General features: G+C 45.4%; 15 protein-coding genes and 2 pseudogenes. 14 read left to right on the top strand and 3 right to left on the bottom strand.

Features of this window, described 5'->3' with window-relative positions; translation table 11 throughout:
- Window positions 1–2: 2 nt before the first annotated feature.
- The 10 genes and pseudogenes from PXH59_RS19500 (at window position 3) to PXH59_RS19455 (ending at window position 15475) form a co-directional block, all read left to right on the top strand.
- Entirely contained in the window at window positions 3–182 is a 180-nt protein-coding gene (locus tag PXH59_RS19500; protein ID WP_285811861.1) for a hypothetical protein, read from the top strand.
- Window positions 127–4461, top strand: a complete 4335-nt coding sequence (locus PXH59_RS19495) for an amino acid adenylation domain-containing protein (protein ID WP_285811829.1) — start codon at window positions 127–129, stop codon at window positions 4459–4461. The genes PXH59_RS19500 and PXH59_RS19495 overlap by 56 nt, the downstream gene beginning before the upstream one ends.
- Window positions 4454–9454 (top strand): non-ribosomal peptide synthetase, encoded by a 5001-nt coding sequence (locus PXH59_RS19490; protein ID WP_285809814.1) that lies wholly within the window; start codon window positions 4454–4456, stop codon window positions 9452–9454. The genes PXH59_RS19495 and PXH59_RS19490 overlap by 8 nt, the downstream gene beginning before the upstream one ends.
- Window positions 9455–9561: 107 nt before the next feature.
- On the top strand, window positions 9562–10260 hold the full coding sequence (locus PXH59_RS19485) for a Fe2+-dependent dioxygenase (protein ID WP_285809813.1): 699 nt from the start codon (window positions 9562–9564) through the stop codon (window positions 10258–10260).
- A 79-nt stretch (window positions 10261–10339) separates the two neighbouring features.
- Window positions 10340–11233: a 2OG-Fe(II)-dependent halogenase WelO5 family protein gene (locus PXH59_RS19480; protein ID WP_285809812.1), complete on the top strand. Its 894-nt coding sequence runs from the start codon at window positions 10340–10342 to the stop codon at window positions 11231–11233.
- Window positions 11234–11409: 176 nt separating this feature from the next.
- Window positions 11410–11811 (top strand): annotated as a pseudogene (locus PXH59_RS19475) (IS110 family transposase); the annotation flags it as partial.
- A gap of 520 nt (window positions 11812–12331) precedes the next feature.
- A complete protein-coding gene (locus PXH59_RS19470; protein WP_285809811.1) occupies window positions 12332–12763 on the top strand; it encodes a hypothetical protein in 432 nt (143 codons plus the stop codon).
- 20 nt (window positions 12764–12783) lie between these two features.
- Window positions 12784–14256, top strand: a complete 1473-nt coding sequence (locus PXH59_RS19465) for a zinc metalloprotease (RefSeq protein ID WP_285809809.1) — start codon at window positions 12784–12786, stop codon at window positions 14254–14256.
- A 282-nt stretch (window positions 14257–14538) separates the two neighbouring features.
- Window positions 14539–14931: a hypothetical protein gene (locus tag PXH59_RS19460; protein ID WP_047768375.1), complete on the top strand. Its 393-nt coding sequence runs from the start codon at window positions 14539–14541 to the stop codon at window positions 14929–14931.
- A gap of 88 nt (window positions 14932–15019) precedes the next feature.
- Complete coding sequence (locus tag PXH59_RS19455; RefSeq protein WP_235428312.1) at window positions 15020–15475, top strand: hypothetical protein; 456 nt, start codon at window positions 15020–15022, stop codon at window positions 15473–15475.
- A 468-nt stretch (window positions 15476–15943) separates the two neighbouring features.
- On the opposite strand, the gene PXH59_RS19450 is transcribed toward PXH59_RS19455, so the two are convergent.
- Together PXH59_RS19450 and PXH59_RS19445 are read right to left on the bottom strand one after the other, a co-directional pair.
- Window positions 15944–16423 carry a hypothetical protein gene (locus tag PXH59_RS19450; protein ID WP_047768377.1) on the bottom strand — a complete coding sequence of 160 codons (480 nt, stop codon included), beginning with the start codon at window positions 16421–16423 and terminating at the stop codon, window positions 15944–15946.
- A 180-nt stretch (window positions 16424–16603) separates the two neighbouring features.
- Complete coding sequence (locus PXH59_RS19445; protein WP_285809806.1) at window positions 16604–17500, bottom strand: LysR substrate-binding domain-containing protein; 897 nt, start codon at window positions 17498–17500, stop codon at window positions 16604–16606.
- Between the two features lie 114 nt (window positions 17501–17614).
- Here PXH59_RS19445 and PXH59_RS19440 point away from each other — a divergent pair, with 114 nt between their 5' ends.
- A complete protein-coding gene (locus PXH59_RS19440) occupies window positions 17615–18292 on the top strand; it encodes an FMN-dependent NADH-azoreductase (RefSeq protein ID WP_047768381.1) in 678 nt (225 codons plus the stop codon).
- Window positions 18293–18394: 102 nt separating this feature from the next.
- Here the strand turns inward: PXH59_RS19440 and PXH59_RS19435 are convergent.
- Window positions 18395–18751: pseudogene (locus tag PXH59_RS19435) on the bottom strand (recombinase family protein); the annotation flags it as partial.
- 364 nt (window positions 18752–19115) lie between these two features.
- Here PXH59_RS19435 and PXH59_RS19430 point away from each other — a divergent pair.
- The 3 genes from PXH59_RS19430 (at window position 19116) to PXH59_RS19420 (ending at window position 21229) form a co-directional block, all read left to right on the top strand.
- Window positions 19116–19292, top strand: a complete 177-nt coding sequence (locus PXH59_RS19430) for a tail fiber assembly protein (protein ID WP_434223389.1) — start codon at window positions 19116–19118, stop codon at window positions 19290–19292.
- 410 nt (window positions 19293–19702) lie between these two features.
- Window positions 19703–20491: a hypothetical protein gene (locus tag PXH59_RS19425; protein WP_047768385.1), complete on the top strand. Its 789-nt coding sequence runs from the start codon at window positions 19703–19705 to the stop codon at window positions 20489–20491.
- Between the two features lie 120 nt (window positions 20492–20611).
- Window positions 20612–21229: a hypothetical protein gene (locus PXH59_RS19420; RefSeq protein ID WP_285809802.1), complete on the top strand. Its 618-nt coding sequence runs from the start codon at window positions 20612–20614 to the stop codon at window positions 21227–21229.
- Window positions 21230–21607: the final 378 nt, after the last annotated feature.

The raw sequence follows: 21607 nt of genomic DNA, 5'->3' as shown, positions 1-21607 counted from the left end.
CGTTGGGGGCTTCCCTGTATGTCCTGCCGGGTGAGGTGCAACGAGACCTGTCAGCCCTGCCTGCATTACTGGCAGCCGAGCAAATCACTGTCCTGCAGGTGGTGCCTTCGATGCTCACTAACCTCGCTGACCTGTCTCAGGCGGGGGGGCAGTTCCCTGCGCTACCTGTTCAGCGGCGGTGAGCCGCTGTCGGGCAGTCTGGTCAACCGCTTACTGCCGCTGGTGAGTGAGGCGGTTGTCAATCTTTATGGCCCAACAGAAACCACGATAGATGCGACCTACCATGTGATGCGCGAGGCGGTGGACGAGGGCTACCAGCCTATTGGCCGCGCGATAGCCAATACGCGGTTGTATGTCCTGGATGAACAGCAGCAGTGGGTGCCGGAAGGGGCGGTGGGCGAACTTTATATTGCCGGCGAGGGGGTCAGTGAGGGGTATCACGGCCGTGCGGAACTGACCGCGGAACGTTTTGTGGAATGCGTTTTCGGTACGGTGACAGAGCGGCTTTACCGGACGGGTGACAGGGTCAGGCAGCTGTCCGGTGGGGTCTTGCAGTTCCTTGGGCGCGCGGATGAGCAGGTGAAGGTGCGTGGTTACCGTATAGAGCTGGGAGAAATAGAGCACCAGCTGCGGTTGCAACCGGGCGTGAAGGAAGCGGTTGTGGTGGCTCAGGAGGATGTGTCCGGGCAGCACCTGGTGGCTTATCTGGTGGCAGAGCAGGGTGTTGCGCTGGAAGTCACGGCGTTACGGACAGGGTTACAGGCTAAGCTGCCGGACTACATGCTGCCGGGCGTCTTTATGACACTGCCCTCGCTGCCCCGCCTGCCTAACGGCAAACTAAGCCGTCGGGATTTGCCGGAGCCAGAGCGCTTGAGCACGACCCGCTATGTTGCGCCGGAAGGCGAGCTGGAAGCGGTGCTGGCGGAGTTGTGGGTGGAACTGCTTGGGGTGGAGCGAGTCAGTCGTGATGACAACTTCTTTGCGCTGGGGGGGCATTCGCTACTGGTTATCTTCTTAATGGAGCAGCTACGCCAGCGGGGATTAAAAGCGGAAATTAGCGATCTGTTTGTGGCCCCCTCTCTCAAAGAGCTGGCGCTCAAAGTCTCGGTCATCGAGCCTGAAGCCGCAGCAAATATTGTCTCTCAGGTATCAACATTTGACGGCCAAACGATTACACCGTCGATGTTACCACTGATCGAATTAACTCAAGATGATATTGATTATGTGATACAGCAGACACCGGGAGGCGTCGCGAATATTCAGGATATTTATGCGCTAGCCCCTTTGCAAGATGGCATCTTATTTCACCATCTGTTGCAAGAGCGTGGCGATCCCTACCTGTTTATTAGCCAGATTGCTTTCGGCACACGCGCATTAGTGGACGAATTTCTCAACGCGATGCAGCAGGTCGTTAACCGGCACGACATCCTCAGAACGGCAATTATTGCTCGTGGTGTGAGCATGCCCGCGCAGGTGGTTTATCGTGAAGCCTCCCTGAAGATCCATGAGTTAACGCTAGACCGCCAGAATGGCCCGGTCGTTGAACAGCTTAGCGCAAGGTATAACGCGGAAGACTACCGTCTGGATATTCAGCAAGCACCTTTACTGCAGTTTGTTATCACCGAAGATAAGGATAATCAGCGTTGGGTCATGGTTATGCTGATGCACCATTTAATCGGTGACCATACCACGCTTGAGCGTCTCTACCATGAAGTTGAGTCAATCATGCGTGGCCGTGCCGCTAGCCTGGATGAGCCTAAGCAATACCGTAATTTGGTGGCTCAAACCTATCTTTCCGAGCAGCAAAGCAAGCATGAGGCTTACTTCCGCAGCCGTTTGGCCGACATTGATGAACCAACGTTACCTTATGGCTTGAGCGAGATCGATAATCGTGCGGTACAGGAGCATCGTTTGGACTTGCCTGCTTCTTTGAATGATCGTCTGCGCCACCATGCACGGCGACTGGAAGTTAGCCTTGCCAGTCTATGTCATCTTGCCTGGGGCCGCGTGTTAATGGCAATCAGTGGGCGTTCTAGCGTGGTCTTTGGCACCGTACTCTTTGGCCGTTTGCAGGGGACTGAAGGGATGTCTAAAGCCATGGGGATGTTTATCAACACTCTCCCTTTCAGGGTCGATGTGAATGATAGATCGGTAGAACAAGCGGTTAAGGAAACACAGCAAGACTTGGCTGAATTGCTGGGCTATGAGTATGCCTCTTTGGCTCTGGCCCAGCGTTGTAGTGGTGTTGCCGCCCCTGCCCCACTATTTAGTTCATTGCTTAACTACCGACACTCGCCTCTCACAACCAACGCTGAGAATGTGCCGGAGCCATTGTTCGATATTACCTGGCTGAAGTCTGAAGAGCGGACGAACTATCCTTTGGTTGTGTCAGTTGAAGATTTTGGTCAGGCCATGGCGCTAACGATTCAAGGTGTTATGCCTATCGAGCCGCACACAATATGCCTTTATATGCAGCGCGTGTTCGAAGGGATCGCGAATACTTTGGATCAGCAGGAACACTATAGCCTGCAACAACTCCCCGTTTTACCTGCTACCGCGCTTCACGCCCTGACTGAACAACGCAACCTGCCGCTGTGGGTCGCGCCTGTCGAGCTGTGTGTGCATCAGCAATTTGAGCAGCAGGCCGCGCTGTATCCGCAGGCGATAGCGCTGACTTATGGCGACCAGTCGCTCAGCTACGAACAGCTAAACCAGCGTGCCAACCAACTGGCCCATGCACTGATCCAACAAGGCGTACACGCCGACACTCCCGTCGCGCTCTGTGCCGTTCCCGGGCTGGAGATGATGGTGGGGTTGCTGGCTATTCTCAAGTCCGGTGCCGCCTATCTGCCGATTGACCCGGCTTATGCGGTAGCGCGTATTCGCCTGATTCTGGATGATGCTCAGCCCGCTCTGGTGCTGTGTGACGCGACCGGTGAGCGCACCCTGCAACAGCAGGGGTATCAGGCGCCGTGGTTGCTGCACGACCCAGCGGTGTATGACCTGCAGCCACAGGATAACCCGCAGGGCCGGGCGGCTCCGCAGCATCTGGCCTACATAATCTACACCTCAGGCTCCACGGGGACGCCGAAAGGGGTGATGATTGAGCATCGTCAGGTTAGCCGTCTGTTCAGCGCCGTACAGCCCTGGTTTGGTTTCAGTCAACAGGATGTCTGGTGCCTGTTCCATTCGTTCGCCTTCGACTTCTCGGTATGGGAAATCTGGGGTGCCCTACTGCATGGGGGCCGCCTGGTGCTGGTGCCGCCAGAGCAGACGCGTGATACCGCGGCCTTCTATCAGTTGCTCAGCCGTGAGGGCATCACTGTCCTGAACCAGACCCCCAGCGCTTTCCGCTCACTGATAGCGGAGCAACGGCAGCGCCCGTTAGCGCTGGCACTGCGTTATGTCATCTTTGGTGGTGAGGCGCTTGATACGGCGCTGCTGTCCGGGTGGTATGAGTCGACAGGCGAGTCGCAGCCCCAGCTGGTCAATATGTACGGGCTAACAGAAACCACGGTGCATGTGACTTACCGGCCTTTGAGCCGTGAGGACAGCCAGCGAAGCCAAAGCCCGGTCGGGCAGCGTATTCCTGATTTAAAACTGTATCTGCTGGATGCGCAGCAACAACCGGTGCCGGACGGAGTGGTGGGGGAGTTGTATGTTGCGGGCGCAGGGCTGGCGCGCGGGTATCTGAACCGCCCGGAACTGACCGCTGAGCGTTTTCTGGCGGATCCGTTTAGCCCAACCAGCGGCGAGCGGATGTACCGCACCGGGGATCTGGCCCGCTACCGGGAAGACGGTGAACTGGAGTTTATTGGCCGTAATGACCAGCAGGTGAAATTACGTGGTTTCCGTATTGAGCTGGGCGAAATAACCGCGGCTCTGGAGCAGCACCCGGCGGTGGCGCAGGGCATTGTGTTGCTGCGGGCGGCGCAGGGAGATGAAGCCAGTCTGGTGGCCTATGTGGTGGCTGAGAAGGGCGAGACTGAAGCGTCGTCTCTGACCGGTGAATTGCGGCAGGCGTTATTACGCCAGCTGCCGGATTACATGGTGCCTTCGGCTTTTGTACTGCTGGATAAACTGCCGTTAACGGTCCACGGCAAGTTAGACAAACAGGCGTTGCCGGTTCCGCAGGAAACGTCTTTCGCGCGTGAAAGCTATGTTGCGCCGGAAGGCGAGGTTGAAGAGCAGATGGCGGCGCTCTGGTCGGCGCTACTGGGCATCGGACAGGTGGGCCGCCATGACGACTTCTTTGCACTGGGAGGGCACTCTTTACGGGCGATACGCCTGATCAATCTCGTGCAACAGCACTTTGCTGTACACATCGAGCTGTCCCGCTTATTCAGGCATAGCACGCTAACCGATTTTTCCCGTCAGGTGCTACTTGCGGTGCTGACGAATGAATTCAATTCAGATGAGCTGAATGAGCTTGTATCGACGAGAGGTGAGAATAATGAGTAATCTAGATATTGATAAGCTGAGTATTGAAGAGCTTGAGCAGCTACGAGCGCGAGCAAAAAGCAAAGGCCTCAAACAGAATATCAATAAAAAAGATCGGCTGACTAAAGTTAACAGAACAGGTGAACTCCCCGTTTCGTTTGCACAAAAAAGCCAATGGTTTGTTGATCAAGCACCTGATATTGGCAGCGGTTCTAATATTATTCTGGCTTCGCGTATTAACGGTGACCTGAATAGTAAGGTCTGGCAACGTTCTCTAGATCAGATCCTGGCACGACATGAAAGCCTACGCACCGTGTTTATTCAGCGCAAAGGTCAATTGCAGGCTCAGGCATTGGATGTGGGAACCTCTATGCCCATGCAGTTTTTCGATCTGAGTGAACGGACGGATGCACAGCAAGCGCTGTCTGAGATTATTGCTGATAATGAGCTGCAAGCTTTTCACCTTGACCAGGGCCCATTAATTCGCTGCCACCTTATCCGCATGGACAAGCATCAGCACGTCTTCTTACTCACGGTGCACCACATTATTTGTGATGGTTGGTCACTGAGTATTTTTACACAAGAATTAAATGCGCTGTATCAAGGTTATTTGGCAAATAGTGGTGAAACACCCCCTGATTTAGCAGTGCAATACGCCGATTTTGCGCAGTGGCAAAAAGAGATGCTGCAAGGGGATCTCGTGGTGAAACAGCAAAAATTCTGGGCGGACTACTTAGACGATATTCCGGTTTTGCTGTCATTACCTTGGGATCGCCCTAGACCAAAACTACAGGACTTTCATGCCGGTTATGTCAGCTTTACCCTGGATAGCGAGCTGGCAGCAGGACTACGGGCATATTGCCAGCAACAAGGGTGCACGTTGTTCATGCTGTTCATTGCCGCATGGGGCGCACTTTTGTCGAGACTATCCGGCCAGTCGAGCGTGGTTATTGGTACCCCAACCGCAGGGCGAGTACGGCCAGAACTTGAGCCACTGATCGGCTTGTTTATGAATATGTTGGCGATTCGTATCGATGCACCTACGGGGATAACGGCGCAAAGTCTGCTGAAAGAAGCTCGAGACAATATTCTACATGCTTACGATCATCAGGACTTGCCATTTGAAAAAGTGGTTGAGGCCATCGGGGTGGAGCGTAGTCTGGGTCACCTCCCACTCTATCAGACTATTTTTAGCTTACGAACAAATAGTGATGGTGATAGCAAACTGGCACTCCCTGGGTTAACCATTGAAAACTTATCGGTAAGTAAAAGCTATCTGAAAGCGGACATCGAGCTGCATTGTACCGATAGCAGTTCCGGGATAACGGGGGTGATAAGCTATGCCCTCTCCCTATTTGATGAAGCGACGATTGAACGCTATCAATCGTATTTTATTGAGCTACTACGCGGCATTATTTCGCGCCCGGAACAATTACTTTCTGAAATTACGCTGATATCAGAAAAAGAACGCAATTGGCTGCTATATGAGATCAATGAGACCTCTCAACCCTTTGATCGAAATTGCTTCTTATCTCAGCGCTTTGAGGAAATTGCGGCGACATACCCAGACGCTTTAGCCCTGGTGTATGGCAATCTTCGCTTCAGTTATCGCGAGCTAAATGACGCTGCAAATCAGCTAGCCCATGCGCTGATACGCCATGGTGTCGGCCCTGAAGCGCGAGTCGCGCTCTGTATTGAGCATAATGCGGCGGTTGTCGTTGGGCTTTTGGGAATATTAAAAGCAGGAGGGGTTTATGTCCCTATGGATGCGTCTTATCCCTCTGAGCGTTTAAAAAGCATTCTGGAAAATGTTGAGCCCTATCTTGTGTTGGCAGATGCCGCAGGTAAACAGGCACTTAATGCTGAGCTGTTGGCGGAAAACAAGGTGTGGACACTGGATTTAACGAACTGGGCATTCGGGAGTGAGAGCCGAGATAATCCACAGCTAGATACGCTGCATCCAGAGAATTTAGCCTATATCATCTACACCTCCGGTTCGACTGGCAAACCTAAAGGGGTAATGATTGAGCATCGCAGTTTAACCAACTTCTTCATGCAACATGAGCTGCGGTATGGTGCAAACGTTGAGCACCGAATTTTGCAATTCGCCTCTTTTAGTTTTGATGCGAGCATTGTTGAGTTAACGCTCGGGCTGACGCAGGGGGCTGCGCTTTATCTACTGACGCCAGAACAACGTGTTTTCAGCGATATCTTTGTCGACTTTCTCCTAGAAAATAAAATAACGCATCTATTTTTAGTGCCCTCTGTCGTGCTGGCTATCATCAAAAACTCAAGGTTTATTCAGGTTATTAAGGGCGTCACTATTTCCTTGGTGGGTGAAGAGGTTCCAGCATATCTGATACGGCAATTGGCAGAACATAATCGGGTTATCAATGAGTACGGGCCGACGGAATGTACTGTATTGGCGAGTAGCTGGTTATATCACTCAGAGGCTATCGAAGGACTGGTCAGCTTAGGCAACCCGCTGGTCAATAGCCAACTGTACGTGCTTGATCAGCATCGGCAGCCTGTACCACGTGGTATGATTGGCGAAATATATATCGGTGGAGAAGTTGTCGCACGAGGATATTTTAAGCGCGAAGACTTAAATCAAATAGCATTTTTGCCCGATCCTTTTATCAAATCTCAGGCGGATAAGCAGATTTATCGCACCGGCGATCTTGGTTATCACTTGAATAATGGCGAGATAGTCTATTGCGGCAGAAATGATAACCAAGTGAAAATCCGCGGGTTCCGCATAGAACTGGGGGAAATTGAGAGTCAACTACGTCAATATCCGCAGGTTTCACGATGCGTCATTATTGCGGCGGAACCAAAAGGGAAAGAGAAACATTTATTGGCCTATTTTACAACCAATGAGCAAGAAGAAAGGATTTCAAGTCAGCTCTTACGCGACTATCTTTCCGAAAGATTACCCGCTTATATGATACCTACCGCCTTTGTGCAGCTGGATGTTTTACCAACAAACAGTAACGGCAAACTCGATCGCAAAGCGTTGCCGTTGCCAAGTCAGGGAGACTATGCCCGTGAAATTTACGAGGCGCCTAAAGGGCCTGCTGAAATCACGCTGATGAAACTCTGGCAGAAGTTGTTAGGAATAGAAAAAATCAGCCGTTATGACAACTTTTATGCGCTGGGCGGTAACTCATTGCTGGTAACACAGTTGAGTTATGAGGCGAGGCAAGCGGGTATCGATTTATCGGTGTTAAAGATTATCCGTAGCCCGATACTGCATAAGATGGCTCAGGATGATCTAGCAAGCGCATTCTCTGTTGATGAGGCATTACCAGCACGGAAAACCGGCTATAAGCCGCCGATATTCTTCTTCCCCGCTGGCACCGGGAATATTGAATATTTTTATGAGTTAGCTGCGACTATCGATCCTGACTATCCGATATATGGATTGCCCTGGCTACCTGAGCATGCTGAGCAGGAGCCGACTCTGGAAGCGATGAGCCACCGTTTCCTAAAGATGATTAAGCAAATCCAGCCAGAAGGCCCTTATCATTTTATTGGTTATTGCTCAGGTTCTGTTGTCATTCACGCGTTGGCGAAACAGCTGATAGGACAGAATGAAAAAGTGGGGTATATCGGGCTTATCGATGCGCTCTGGATTAAAGCGCATGGCTATGGATTGAACGAAAAACGTTATTTATTTAGCCAAATAGAGTCCCAAGCCGAACGTATAGAGTTAGATATTGAGCGCTATGATGAATTACGTTCACTTGAAGAAAAACTATCAGTAGAAGAATTGATGCGGTTAGGGAAACAATGGAAATTGATTCCCGAAGAGGTTGACCTTGAGAGACATCGAAAAATCTTACACCAGCAGGTCAATTATGCTCGTATGGTCGATGATTACTACGCCGAACCACTGGATATAGATGTTTATCAATTTAATGCGATCGAAGATATTACCGAGAGACTGGTAGAAATAGACTGCAAATCCAAATCAATATTTTCTGATAAGTCGTGGAAAAAGCGAATTGGAAAATACTTAGGATGGGAGCAGGCTTTTTCTCGCAGTCGTATTCATATCCATAAAGTGCCGGGCGATCATCAGTCGATAGTCACTAATCAGGAAAATCGGCAGGTACTAGGTGACATGATTTCGCAAACGCTTGGTAATAGCGGCTTACAGGGAAAAAGCAAAACCGAATTCGATCCTTTGATTCCTTTTGTCACTTATTCTGACAGTGTGGTGCCTTTAATCTGTCTGCCGGGCGCAGGGAACAGTATCACCAGCTTGAGGCACTTTATTAGCGCACTGGAGCCTGGTCGTTCCGTGTATGGCCTGCAACCTCGCGGCATTGAGCTTTCTATGCCACCTCATTCATCATTTCAAACTGCCGCAGCTGACAACCTGAAGGCAATCGCGCGTATTACGGAAAGTGGGTCCATTCATTTAGTGGGGCATTCTCATGGTGGTTTAGTGGCGTTGGAAATGGCTCACCAATTAAACCTTCAGGGGCGTAAAGTCGCCTCCATTACCTTGATTGACAGCCAAACACCTCGCTTACTGGATGATGCCTGGAAACTCACGAATCAACAGGCCATGGATGATTTTGTTGAGGCAATATTCAACACGTTGAATATTCGACCTAAAAACATCTTCTGGCAGATTCAACATGGTGATGTTCTGACGGTATTAACTTCCCTGCACCAATTGCTCGAAGCACATGGGCAAGTGCCAAAGAATAGCACGGTGGACCTTTTGACCGGCACTTTCCATACCTATCTCGCGGCTCGCCGTTGGACTTATACCTCACCACCGGTATACCCACAAAACCTGCATATCGTCTTAGCTAGCGAGACTTCACCACGTGTCTTGAAAACAGATAAAAAGCCAGTCGATCTCGGTTTGGCCTGGCAGAAAGAAATTGAGGGTATTCAGTTGGATAGAATAAATGGCAATCATTACAGTATGTTATCTGAAATTAATGGGCCTGAATTGGCACGCTGGTGGCAGAAAAACGTAGCAAAGAAGGAGTGAGCATGCTGATGAGTTTCATCATGTGACTTGATAGGCAGACGAGCTAAATAGCTTAGGCAAACGCAATCCATATAACGAATTGGTAATTTTTAAATAAGAGTTTAATCATGTTTTTTATTATCGAAAATATTTTAATGCCTGAAGAGATTTTTGAAGCCCAAAGGTTATTAAACGCAGCGAATTTTTTGGATGGGCGTGCGACAGCGGATGTTGGATATAGTGTGAAAAACAATTTGGAAATGAAGGTGGATAAGGATTATTTGTCCGTTGTAAATTTAGTGAGCACAGCGTTAGAAAATTCGACTGAAGTGAATATGCGCGTTGTTCCCAGAGCAAGAACCAACCCTATTGTGAATCGTTACGACGAAGGAATGTATTATCACAATCATGTTGATCTTCCTATTCAAGGAGGGAGTACCCAGATGGGGAGAGCCCCTGGTCGTTACGGGCAAAACTTTCTTCGCACGGATTACTCAATGACACTTTTTCTCAGCCACCCCGAAAGTTATGAAGGCGGGGAGTTGGCTTTGGAGATCGCCGATGAGCTAAAACTGATCAAACTGCCTGCGGGGAGTGCCGTTTTTTACTCGACAGGGGTTTATCATGCGGTGCAACCCGTACTTTCTGGTTCACGTGTTGCAGCCGTATGCTGGTTCCAGTCAATGTTCCAAAACGCTCAGGTCCGCAATCTGCATTGGCAGCAATACTGCTTAGAGAGAGAACTTCAGCAACAAGGGACTCACGATCTTGCGGATCAAGCCTCCGCAGTCCGTAATAATCTAATACGGTATTTGGCCGTGATTTGATAATGATTTTTGACCGCTTCTTGTGAAGGGGTTTGGTGCTTAATGCTTTTTATTTAACAAACGTTATCAAGGGATTTGGATGATGAAACAAAACACTTTTATCGATATGAGAGACGAAAACGAAAAGATAGCAGATAACTTTTCTTATATAGAGGTGGATAGAAAAGATATTGATGGGGATATTATATCCGACCTTATTCTTAATGGGGAGCGCAATGGCAGTGTGCTCTATGTGATACGCAACGCTTTTACACCTGATGTTGCTCAATCATTAGTTGATTCATTTGATGCAAAACTAGACGAAACTCAAGGCGGGAACCGACCTTATGATGGTTATGTGAACGCCGCTCAAATTGGTGCGACGCAATTTTTGTTAAAAGGCGAAGAGTATGTAAAAGGTGTAACTGAAAACAACTTAAATCTTGTTCCTGTTGTGAATTCGTTGCGGGATGAGGAAGTTGAGTCTATTTTTTTGACCAGCTTTTTGGAGCAGGTTTTCATTCAGAAAGGAATCCACTTTGGTCCTGCCAGATTAAAGGGAGGGTATGGTTCTTTTATTTCTTTACGCCGCTGGTTGGATAATGGGGAGATGTCTCTTTGGCCGCACGACGATTACGCTCAGCTGTCTACCGCCATGCAAGATAATTTTGAGATTGCTAAAACGCGCCGGGACGTTGTGTCGTTTAATGCTTGCGTGGAAGCGGCTAAAGGCGGAGGCATGTTAAAGGTTTGGAATTATAAACCGAATGAAACTACTCGACGTCGACTTGGTGTAGAGGGAAAAGGCTACCCTTATCCTCTGGAGCTGCTTGAAAATATCGAGGCATTAGAAGTCAAGCTTAACCAGGGAGATGTGTATTTTTTAAATGCGAGCTACTTGCATGGCGTGACTAGCGTCTCCGAAGGAAGAAGATTTAGTGCAGGTAGATTTATTGGCCATATTGGTGACCATAAAATTGTGTATTGGACTTAATAAGAACTGTGGGCTATGCCATTAAATTGATGAGTTCTGAAATAGGTTAATACTTTTCAGACTAAACGCCCCATGAAATTTATCGGGCGTTTAGTCTTTGCCATGTAGTGAAGGGGGTTGAGGGGGCTTTGTTGAATAAATCAGAGTCAGCCGACAAGGTTTCTCCTTGCGGGGCACCCGGTATGGGGTCCTGCATGGGCCCACGAATGCTTGCGGCATTGGGCGATAACCGTAACCGCTTTAACAGTGCAGAAGAAATTCAAAACTACGCAGGCATCGCGCTGGTAACCGAGCGAAGTGGTCAGAAATCGTGGGTACACTGGCGATGGCAATGTGCCAAGTTCGTCAGGCAGACGTTTGTTGAATGGGCTGCCAAGACAGTTAAATCATCATACTGGGCCAAACTGTATTATCAGGGGCAACGTGAAAAAGGAAAGTCTCATCAATCCGCAATCCGAGTACTGGCGTTTAAATGGATAAGGATAATTTACCACTGTTGGAAAACCAGAACCTATTACGACGAAGCAAAATACTTATTGGCACTCAAAGATCGAAATTCGCCTTTACTTAAAGAATAAAAAGCTTGTCGAATGTCTCAGGGCGTGAAGCGAGCGTTATAATGATTCTAGAAAAACGTGAATGTAGTGACCACTTTCAACTGACCACTTCAGATAATTGTTTTAATGCAACAGAACCTGTTTTTAAACACAATGGAAAAATTGAGCCAGTTTAGTGACTCACTCTTCATTATAAATCCATTAAAAAACATTCATTATTTAGCTGTGTTTGTGTGTTATGATAGGTTTCTTCTCTTCCTCAACATAAGAAGAGGTGTCAAATGCAACTATCGGTTCACACCTGGATGCAGGAATTACACGAATTACAGGCTTGTTCGACACTTTTGTCTCACCTTGGCAGTTCACACCAGCATAGCCCGAATTATCTTCGGTGCTTACTCAATTATATTGAACGTACAAAAGACGATAACACTCGTATTTCACTTGCCACTTGTTACTTGCTCCGTTCCCGTTTTTACAAAGACCATGAGGTGAAGCCAATAAAACAAATTTTTAATAAAATTAAAACGGAGACTTATTTATGAATATCATGAAAAAAATATTGTCAGGAGTTTTTATTTTATTCACCCTAAGTTTTTTTTCAGCAGCATCTACCCAAATTTATAAAATAAAACCTAACACCAACGAAAAATCGTCTCAACTTGCGCAAGGAAAAAAATGTACCGCTCAGTCTTCCTACCTCGGTTATGTTGTCTCTGTTGCTATTGGGTATGGAGGTTATAACAAAGGCCCGAAGATAAAAAATTATATCGCTATTACCGTGGTTGATAAAAATAGAAAAAATCCCGAATGGTACTGGTCACAGTATGATGCCAATACAGATGCAGGTAAATCCATACAAGCACTGGCGTCATATGCTGCCGCTAGTGGGCAAAAAATTCTTGCTGAGTGCGAGGCGGTCGGAGATCACCAAAATATTAACTCCTTATGGGTTGGGCCAGATGCTTGGTAAAAGGATAATGGGAGAATATTATGAATTTAATAAAGAAAATATTTATTGCCATAATTGCAATGTTATCATTTTTACCATCTATTTTCATGGCATTTGGCCAGCCATTACCCGAAGGTGATCCAAGGCGTTCGGTTGTCGGTTTCTTTTTTGATACAGAAGGTAATGTTTATAATCCCATAATGGTTTACGGAAATACAATAAGATATAGTCTGCCCGACCCAAATTTATCGATACAATATACATATGACGATTTCCGAGCTGATATTCGGATCGCACCACTTATGCGCCGTGCTGCAGCATATTGGAATAATGTGCTGAATTCTTATTTTACTATCAGGGAATTTCAACAGGGGGAACAACCTAATTTTATTCTACAAACTATGTTGCCTACTATGCTAGATAGAACCAGGCCTGATTACTATCTTGGATATTTAGACGCAATAACTGCTATGCCTATTTACTATGAATATGATGAGATGAGATTTAATTATGGCATTACGTCACCAGGAATATATTTTGTGCCTACCATTGCTGTATCTGACAGGCTTTACGACACTTGGGAAACCACAATGGGGAGTGATCTTGATTTAAGTAGGTATGCAGAAATTTTTACATATGCGCTTGTACTTCATGAGATGGGTCATGCTTTAGGGTTGGGTCATCCTGATGATGTACTCCGGGGGGTAAACCTTACGAGTACAGATGTTCACCCGATGTTTAGTAGGTTAAATAATTTTGCTGTATACAGAGATTTAGAGAGTAGTGTTCCACAAGCACCAGTAATGCTTGAATATCCAATTTATTTTTTACTAACTTTGCATCAACAGCTTGATAGGCCATTAAATATTAATAATATTGCTATATCAGAACATGAAAGAAGATTGTTATTCAATCAGGTTTCTAGTTTTTGTGATCGTTTCAATCAAGTTTCTAGATTTTTTGATCGTTCAAATAATGCAGACTGTGATTATAATATTGTTCACCCATTAGCAAAAACAATGGTGCCCATTGTCAGTATATTGCTGAGTAATTCCGCGCCTAAGCCAAAACCAAAAGTTAAGATTTGTACAGTTGAACTTAAAACCACAGACGAGATAGAGCTTATCTTTTATAGTCAGTGGCATACCACCTTTACCCGAAAGGGTGAATGTCAGGTCAATCTGAGTTTAAAATGCGATGGAAGTGAAAGCGCCTGTTCCAGCGGAGACTATTCGTCACATAATAAATTCCAATTAATCATACATGATGACCAATCAATCAATGACGAGAAGCTCACCATAAGTGCTAGAGGTGCAGAAAAAAACGACACAATGTTAAGAATAACAAATTTCTCATCAACTGATAATATGAAATTTGAAAATAAAGGTAGTGGCATAGCCAAAATTTCATATGTTGATTCAAGTTGTTACTATAGTACAGGCCCCTCTTTCATGGAAATTAAACCAGATCTTGATCGTGCGTTTACCGTAGAAACTAATAATGGTTTTTTTTAGTGCCTGTACATCACAACCCAAAGTAATAAGCTGGAAAATTGAATACATTACATATGAATAAATTAACTAAAACTGGCAAGAACATAATAATTACAGCTAGAAATTTTTATAGAAGTAAAAACTTTATGAATAAAATTTTCAGGATCCGAGAATACTTTGTATCAAGAGTTGGTTAGACGAAGCGACAGTTCTAAACAGCTTGTCATAATAGTGAGACTCTTATATTTCTTATTTCTTTCTCTGTATGTGAATATACATTAATTAAAAAAGGAATGAATTGCTATGAAATCAATTTATTTGTTCGTATTATTTTGTTTTTTTGCTTTCAGTGTATCAGCGGAGGGGAATGGAGACAAGATAACTGGCAGCCAATTAAAGCCAAATATCTCCGTTTCTACAGGTAAGAATGATGCAATAAACTGCAATGAATCCATTACAGGATATATTATTTCCGTTTCCACAGGATATGGGGGAAATAAAAATTGGTTGGCCTTTACAATTAAAAATAAAAGTGGTCAGAGCTGGTTCTGGGCAGCTCATTTAAACAATACTGATGCAGGAAAATCCCTGCTTTCAACGGCAATTTTTGCTGCTTCTAGTGGCCAAAAAATTTATGCCGAATGCGATAATAATCACTATATTACATCTCTGTGGGTTGGGCCGGATGCGTGGTGATTCGGTTCTGTCGCATTAGTGAAGAAAGCTCGAGGATAAGGCATTAGAATACTTAGATGTCCTGACTGATATCAAAGAAGACCTGCTGATGCGTCATCGCCACAGTCATATCCGTTTGCTGGAAGAGAGGCTGAATGCGGTGCAAACACCGCAGCAACGCGTGATGCGTCAGTCGCTTCAACAAGGCAAACATCAAACCGAACTCAGGGAAATTAAGCCGGGTTCGGAAACCGAACTGAGTCTTCCAAAAGGGCAGAATACACTGAATTCGGATGCCGAACTCAGTCTGAAATCAACGCCTTATCGTGATTCTGCTAAACCGAACTGTTATGTACGTTCTTTCACACAGAGTGTGAATAAAAAAACATACGTCGATCCGCAATCCGCGTTTTTTCTGCCGGAAGGGCTGTGCCGACAACTGGAATCGGATGATGTAACGATGCTGACCAGTCAGTTGCAGGCGCTGCCCGCTGAACAGGCGCAGACCGTATTGAGTTGTCTGGACAAAGCGCTACGGGCAGATCACTCTCGTCAGCCTGTATAGGTATACTTACTGGCCCCTTAGTCGCTACTTTTGTGTATTGGGAATTAAAGATAAGTATTGAAATCATAGTCATGATTGTAACGTTGGTTATATATTGGGTTTTATTTTGTTTAGTTGATTTTTGTGCAGAAAAAGGGTTAGGTGAAACTATTAACATTAAATACCAACGAATAGTATTAGTTTTTATTTTTATTGCGACTCCTGCTGTTTGTGTCCTGCTTGAATTAACATAAATGCCACTCTTCTTTGAAGGTTGAATCACAAGTGCAATAGCTCCCCCTGGTATTAAGTCGATATGGTCGTGTATTGTAGTATTAAATTCACTCACTGTTAGCATTGCCAACAGTGAGTGAAGAATAATCTTCTTTAGCGCGAATAAAGTTTATCGATTTTTCTCTCTTCGTATAACTGATTAACTAAAGCAACGTTTGATTCTGTCTGTTTTATATAGATACCGTATATGATAATTCACTTAATAAATAAGAAACAACGTGCAGTATTATAGGCGTCCAGACCTGCGGATTCTGGAATGGTTGTCCTATTCCGAGCGAAAACATCACCTACATATCTCATTTCCATATCAGAAGTTATTTCTAACAGTCTACCTATTAATATATCAACCGGTAACTTATTAGCATCTATCGTTGTTCTCCATGTCACCGGGACGTTTGACAAGTATGCATTTTCATATACTTCTTTGTTTTTACTGTATATATTAATATAATGAATGATTTCATCATAAAACTTATTATACAGTTTTATATATTCCTTGCTTCCAGACATTCCTGCTATTTCTAAATCTATCATGCACTTAGATATTTTATATACGTTATCAACAGCATGTATTGATTGGGTATTTAAATCATCAATGACCTGAATATTCAGATTATCACTTGCCATAGAATAAGAAGAAATAAGTATAATTAATAAACATAGTGTCTTGCTCATAATGTCTCTCGCTTACCGACTACGATGTAACCTACTGAAAGAAAAAGATAAGAAATCAGATGGTGCTAATCTACTTTTTTATAATCAATTTATCAATTAATTAGAGTGGATGGCTTATACTCATAACTGAATCAATGTCACATTAGTATCTACTAGTAGTTGTAGTCTAAAAATTAATCTTTATATGTCCGTTGGATTCTGGTGAGCAACTTGTAGCAGCCAGTTCTCCACGATGATAGCTGCCTCAGATACGGGATACTGATTGCTTTTGAGAACATGGTAAGCCATGCCTTTTAGAGATGTTTCGGTAACAACCTGCAGTAACCCTAGGCGTAGTTCTTCCTCGATCAATAGTAAACTCAGCAGAGCCACCCCCTGACCTGCGATAGCTGCCTGAATAGCATGGCTTTCCTCGTAATACCGAATACCGGTGGACAAATCTGATGGATTAAGTCCGGTGACTTTAGCCCAAGTATTCCATGTTAAATCGACAGGCAGAGAATGATACCATTCGAAATGAATTAAAGGCCATTGTGATACATCCTGATTTATCGTCTTCAGGAGAGTTGGACTGGCGACAGGTGCGAAATAATCCTCCAAAAGCAACGTAGCAGCCTCTCCCGGGTAATGACCAAGACCATACCTAATCGCTAAATCGACTGTACCGGTATTGAGATTTACCGGAGTGTTGGATGCATGAATATGCAGATCGATGTCGGAATGTGCTTTCTGAAAGGATGCCAACCTGGGTATCAGCCATTTTGCAGCAAATGCAGGAGTCGTGGATAACATTACTGACTTCCGACGTGGTTTCTGTATACGCTCAATGGCAACAGCAATGGTTTCAAAACTACTGCACACCGCAGAAAACAGAGTCAGCCCATCCTGTGTCAGTTCAACTGCCCGAACTTTGCGCAGGAATAGAGGGCGTTCGAGATATTCCTCCAAGACGCGGATACGGTGACTGATCGCTGTTGCGGTAACAGATAATTCTTCTGCAGCCTTCTTAAAACTGCGTAAACGTGCAGCAGCTTCAAAGGCACGAAGTGATGTCAAGGAAGGGAGTCGTATAGCCATACATGGATGATATCATTTCATCTATTGGTTGAAAATATATCGTTTGTTAGACAGAAATATTAAGTAGAAACTGACTGCACTTGAATATATTTCATCTATGAGGGTTCAATTGATATGACTACGTTATTACACATCGATTCCAGTGCACGCTATGGCAGTTCTGACGAAATTTCCCACGGCTCGCATACACGTCGGTTAACTTCACGTTTCGTACAACAGTGGATTGCATTGCACCCCGAAACAAAAGTGCTCTACCGCGATGTAGGTCAGGAAGCGCCACCGCCTGTTACGGGAAAATGGATACATGCCGCTTTTACACCCGAACATGTTCGTGAAGATTGGATGAGAGAGGAGCTTAGGATGAGTGATATATTGGTGGACGAAGTGATACGCGCTGATCTTATTGTAGCTGGCGTACCAATGTATAACTTTGGGCCTCCTGCACAATTCAAGGCCTATATTGACAACATAGTGCGGGTAGGGCGTACATTCGGATTTGATCGAAGCCGGAATGGTGAACCTTATTGGCCCCTGTTGGCAGGTGCTGGAAAACGCTTGATCATCCTATCTTCACGAGGTGATTACGGGTACCAACCGGGCAGTCGCCTCGGCAGTCATAACCACGTAGAAAGAGCTGTTCGCACCGCTTTTGCATACATTGGTGTGACTGATGTTCATGAAGCAGCCATTGAGTACGACGAGTTTGCCGATCATAGATTAGCTCATTCAATCAAACAGGCGGAGGCGGTTGTAGATGATCTTGTTTCTATGTTAGTCAACCGCTCTACTTAATCTAGGTTAGCGATCAACCCTTTTTCCTCCAGAGAACCCTTCCGCCTTATGTTGGCGGAAGGGTTCTCTGGAGGAAAAAGAGGATTATTGAAGAGCCTGATATCATGGGTGTGAAAGCAATTTCAATCCATCTGGACGTAATTCCCCTTTCGGTGATACATGTCGGTACAGTGTCTGCCGGGTAATGTCCAGTTCCTTGCACAATTCACTCACCTTGGTTTCCGGTTGCCCCATCGCGGCCATCGCCAAACGTAATTTGGCCGCAGTCATCTTGAATGGCCGCCCGCCTTTTCTGCCACGTGCCCGTGCTGATGCCAAACCTGCCAGAGTGCGTTCAGAGATCAACTCACGTTCAAATTCAGCTAGCGCTGCGAAAATACCGAAGACCAGCTTACCAGCGTCTGTTGTGGTATCGATAGCTGCGCCATGTCCAGTCAATACTTTGAGACCAACTGTCATTTTCAGAAGGCGATTGCACATTCTGTCAGAACCCGGCTGCACTTATTGCTAGGTTTATATGGCAAATCGTCGAGCCGTAATTCTGATAGGCAATGGTCTGCCACTCCTTGTTGGATGGTCAACACCTACGATTTTGATTTGGCAATCTGTGGTATGTCTGACGCAATGCCCAAACCTCGCATTGGTGCACACGAGTATTGAGTATAATCAAGTTTAGTGCAGTCGTCTTCTGAAGTTACTTTATCAGAAGTCATATGCACACCGGTCGTTATGCCCTGTTAATTGGTGCAATCGCCTTCTGAAAATGACAGTAAATTGGCTGGTTAATTTTTGGCTATTTAAAATGACCGCTTAACGGCGTTTACTGTTCCGTTACTCCCCAAACCCCTATTCCTACCGCAACCAACTGGAACACGCCGTTAAGCACAACATGGCAACCGGCGAAGAGAAAGCCAGCCTTGAAGCTTGGAAGAAGTACGGCGTACTGGTGAACAGGGTAGAGCCTGAGAAACCGGAGTGGCCGGAAAAGCCAAGAGTGTGATCTCATCGGCGTTTTCATCACGTTGTTATTGTGACAATAAGGCACTTATATTTATTATTTATGGTGTAATTATGAAATATATATTGAGTTTATTGATGGTCGGAATGCTATTTTTCTCGGGCCAGTCAATGTCATCCACCACATGTAATTCTGGTAATACGCCCACAGGTGTCGTGAAAAGCTACGGGCTAGACAGTAGCGGGAGATACACGCAAATTCACTTTACTGCTAATGACGGGGCCGATTTTCCGCAGCTAACCAATAAAACATACCCTATAAACACGGATTCAGGGAAAGCTATAGATAAAATTGTTATGCTGGCGTATATATCAGGGAATAAAATAACCATTTATTGTCAGGGGGGTAATCAGTTTGCCTCCGTTAAAATTAACCATTAAATGGTGGGAAATATGAGAAAGGTAAAGTTTTGCGCTTCTCTTTTGTTTTTGCTATCTTCACTAGCTCATGCATCACAATGGTATGATGTGACTTTCAGCAATCCAAACCAATTTTACTCCATAACTATAGATACCCCACAAGGGAGTGGTTCCGAATGCATGTATATTTGGGCGGTTCCTAATCCAGCAATAACACTTCAACCAAGTCAAACATCTCAAAAAATACAAATAGAAGATAAAGATACCATATTTTCTTGTGTTGGTGGCCCCAAGTTTGTCACGTGGAACGTTCATGCCAATCCCTTACCTAGCTATGCAAAGTATTATCGTGCCAAGACATGTACGGTAGAGTTTAGGCATTTTAAAAGTGGTTCAACATGGTTCACAATAATAAATTCCCCTTGCACAAGTGGGAAAGATATACTCGTAGCTGATGCAACCTGTAATGGTCGAGGGTGCTTGAATTTAGCAGAAAGCGGCGTTCCAGAGCATGGAGCCATTAATATAACGTTCTTTACTACTAACCAGACATCATGTCGGGATAGAAATTCTAATGGAGTTTATATCGATAGTAAGGTGACTGGTATATATCCAACTTGGGGTGGTGAAGATGTAAACAGAGTTGACCTTGCTCAAGGGAAGGGACTATTTTATGGGGATTTCACTTATGAATACGGCCTGAATACAGAAGACGGAAAGAGATTTTTTAAGTACGCAACTCTGGCTAATATCACTTCCAGTAGATTACAAGCTCAGTGCGATGGGAATGGTGCATTGGGCGAAATAAATTTATTATATTAATTGGTGGCTTGATGAAAATACTAACAGTATTTTTCTTGATTATTTTCTCACCAAATCTATTGGCGCAGACTTTTTTTTACAGAAGTGATAGCCGGGCCCCGACTGGACCTGGTGGGGTATTTGAGATGGGGTTTCATCCGTGGGGGGGAGAATGATAACTTACTTGAACATGTTGAAGCTGATAGTTTAGGTGGGCATGGCGGGGCGCCCACCTCTGCATTTGTAGCAACATCTACTGATTCTGATGTGGCTGTTGATATTTCTGCGGCTGAAGAGGGGGATGGAACGGAATTTTATCTTTATGAGGTAAGACCGACTGATAATTTTTATAGCGTGGAGACTTCATTTAGGGAATGGGGGAGAACGGACTCTGGTTACCTTGAGGCTCTTGATGATTTCGGCGATCAGCATGAATATGTTGCTTTTGGGGGGATCTCAAGGGAACAGATACGTAGAGCGACCTTGTATCGAATCGTAAATGGTATACCTGTACCATCTGGAGTTGAAGATAACGCTCATTACCAAGAGATAACTTCAGCAGCAAACCCTGACCCATATCCCCACATGTACCCATCAGGGACTCATACTCAATTTTCAACAACGTATGCATGTGCAAATAACACGTCATATTCAAGTGTTAGTAGACGTGAGATTCTGAAATCAGAAGATAAATTTTATAAGAAAATGCAAAAATGCAATGCATTGATACTGGCTGAGGCTTTTGTGGCCGATTTCTAATTAAAAAAACTTAAGAAGCCTCGGAGTTGAACGTAGCGCCCTTTCAGGGCGAGCGTCACAGCTGCGCAGTTCGGGGTAATAAGCGGGAACCGTCCAAAATTTTGTCACGTTTGTCACTTACTATTTAACAAAGTATTTACGGGTTCTACGTCTGAACCGCATAAATTTCTATCCAAGGGGTAAGCTGACAAACTTTTCCAGTTGCTACTCTGCGGATAGCTGCCACTTTCTGGCAAGCCTGCTTTGATTTCCATCAGACAACCAGTTATTTACTGCTTGGGGTGTTTTGACTTTAAGGGGTTTTCCGACCATAGCCCCCATTTGTTCCCCCACTCCCCTTGCTACGACAGGTTTTCAAGGTAAATATCGTTTTCTGCA

It is taken from the genome of Xenorhabdus bakwenae, from assembly GCF_030272115.1.
Taxonomy (GTDB): domain Bacteria; phylum Pseudomonadota; class Gammaproteobacteria; order Enterobacterales; family Enterobacteriaceae; genus Xenorhabdus; species Xenorhabdus bakwenae.
Note: the sequence above shows the minus strand (reverse complement) of the source record. Positions and strands in the feature narration are given on the sequence as shown.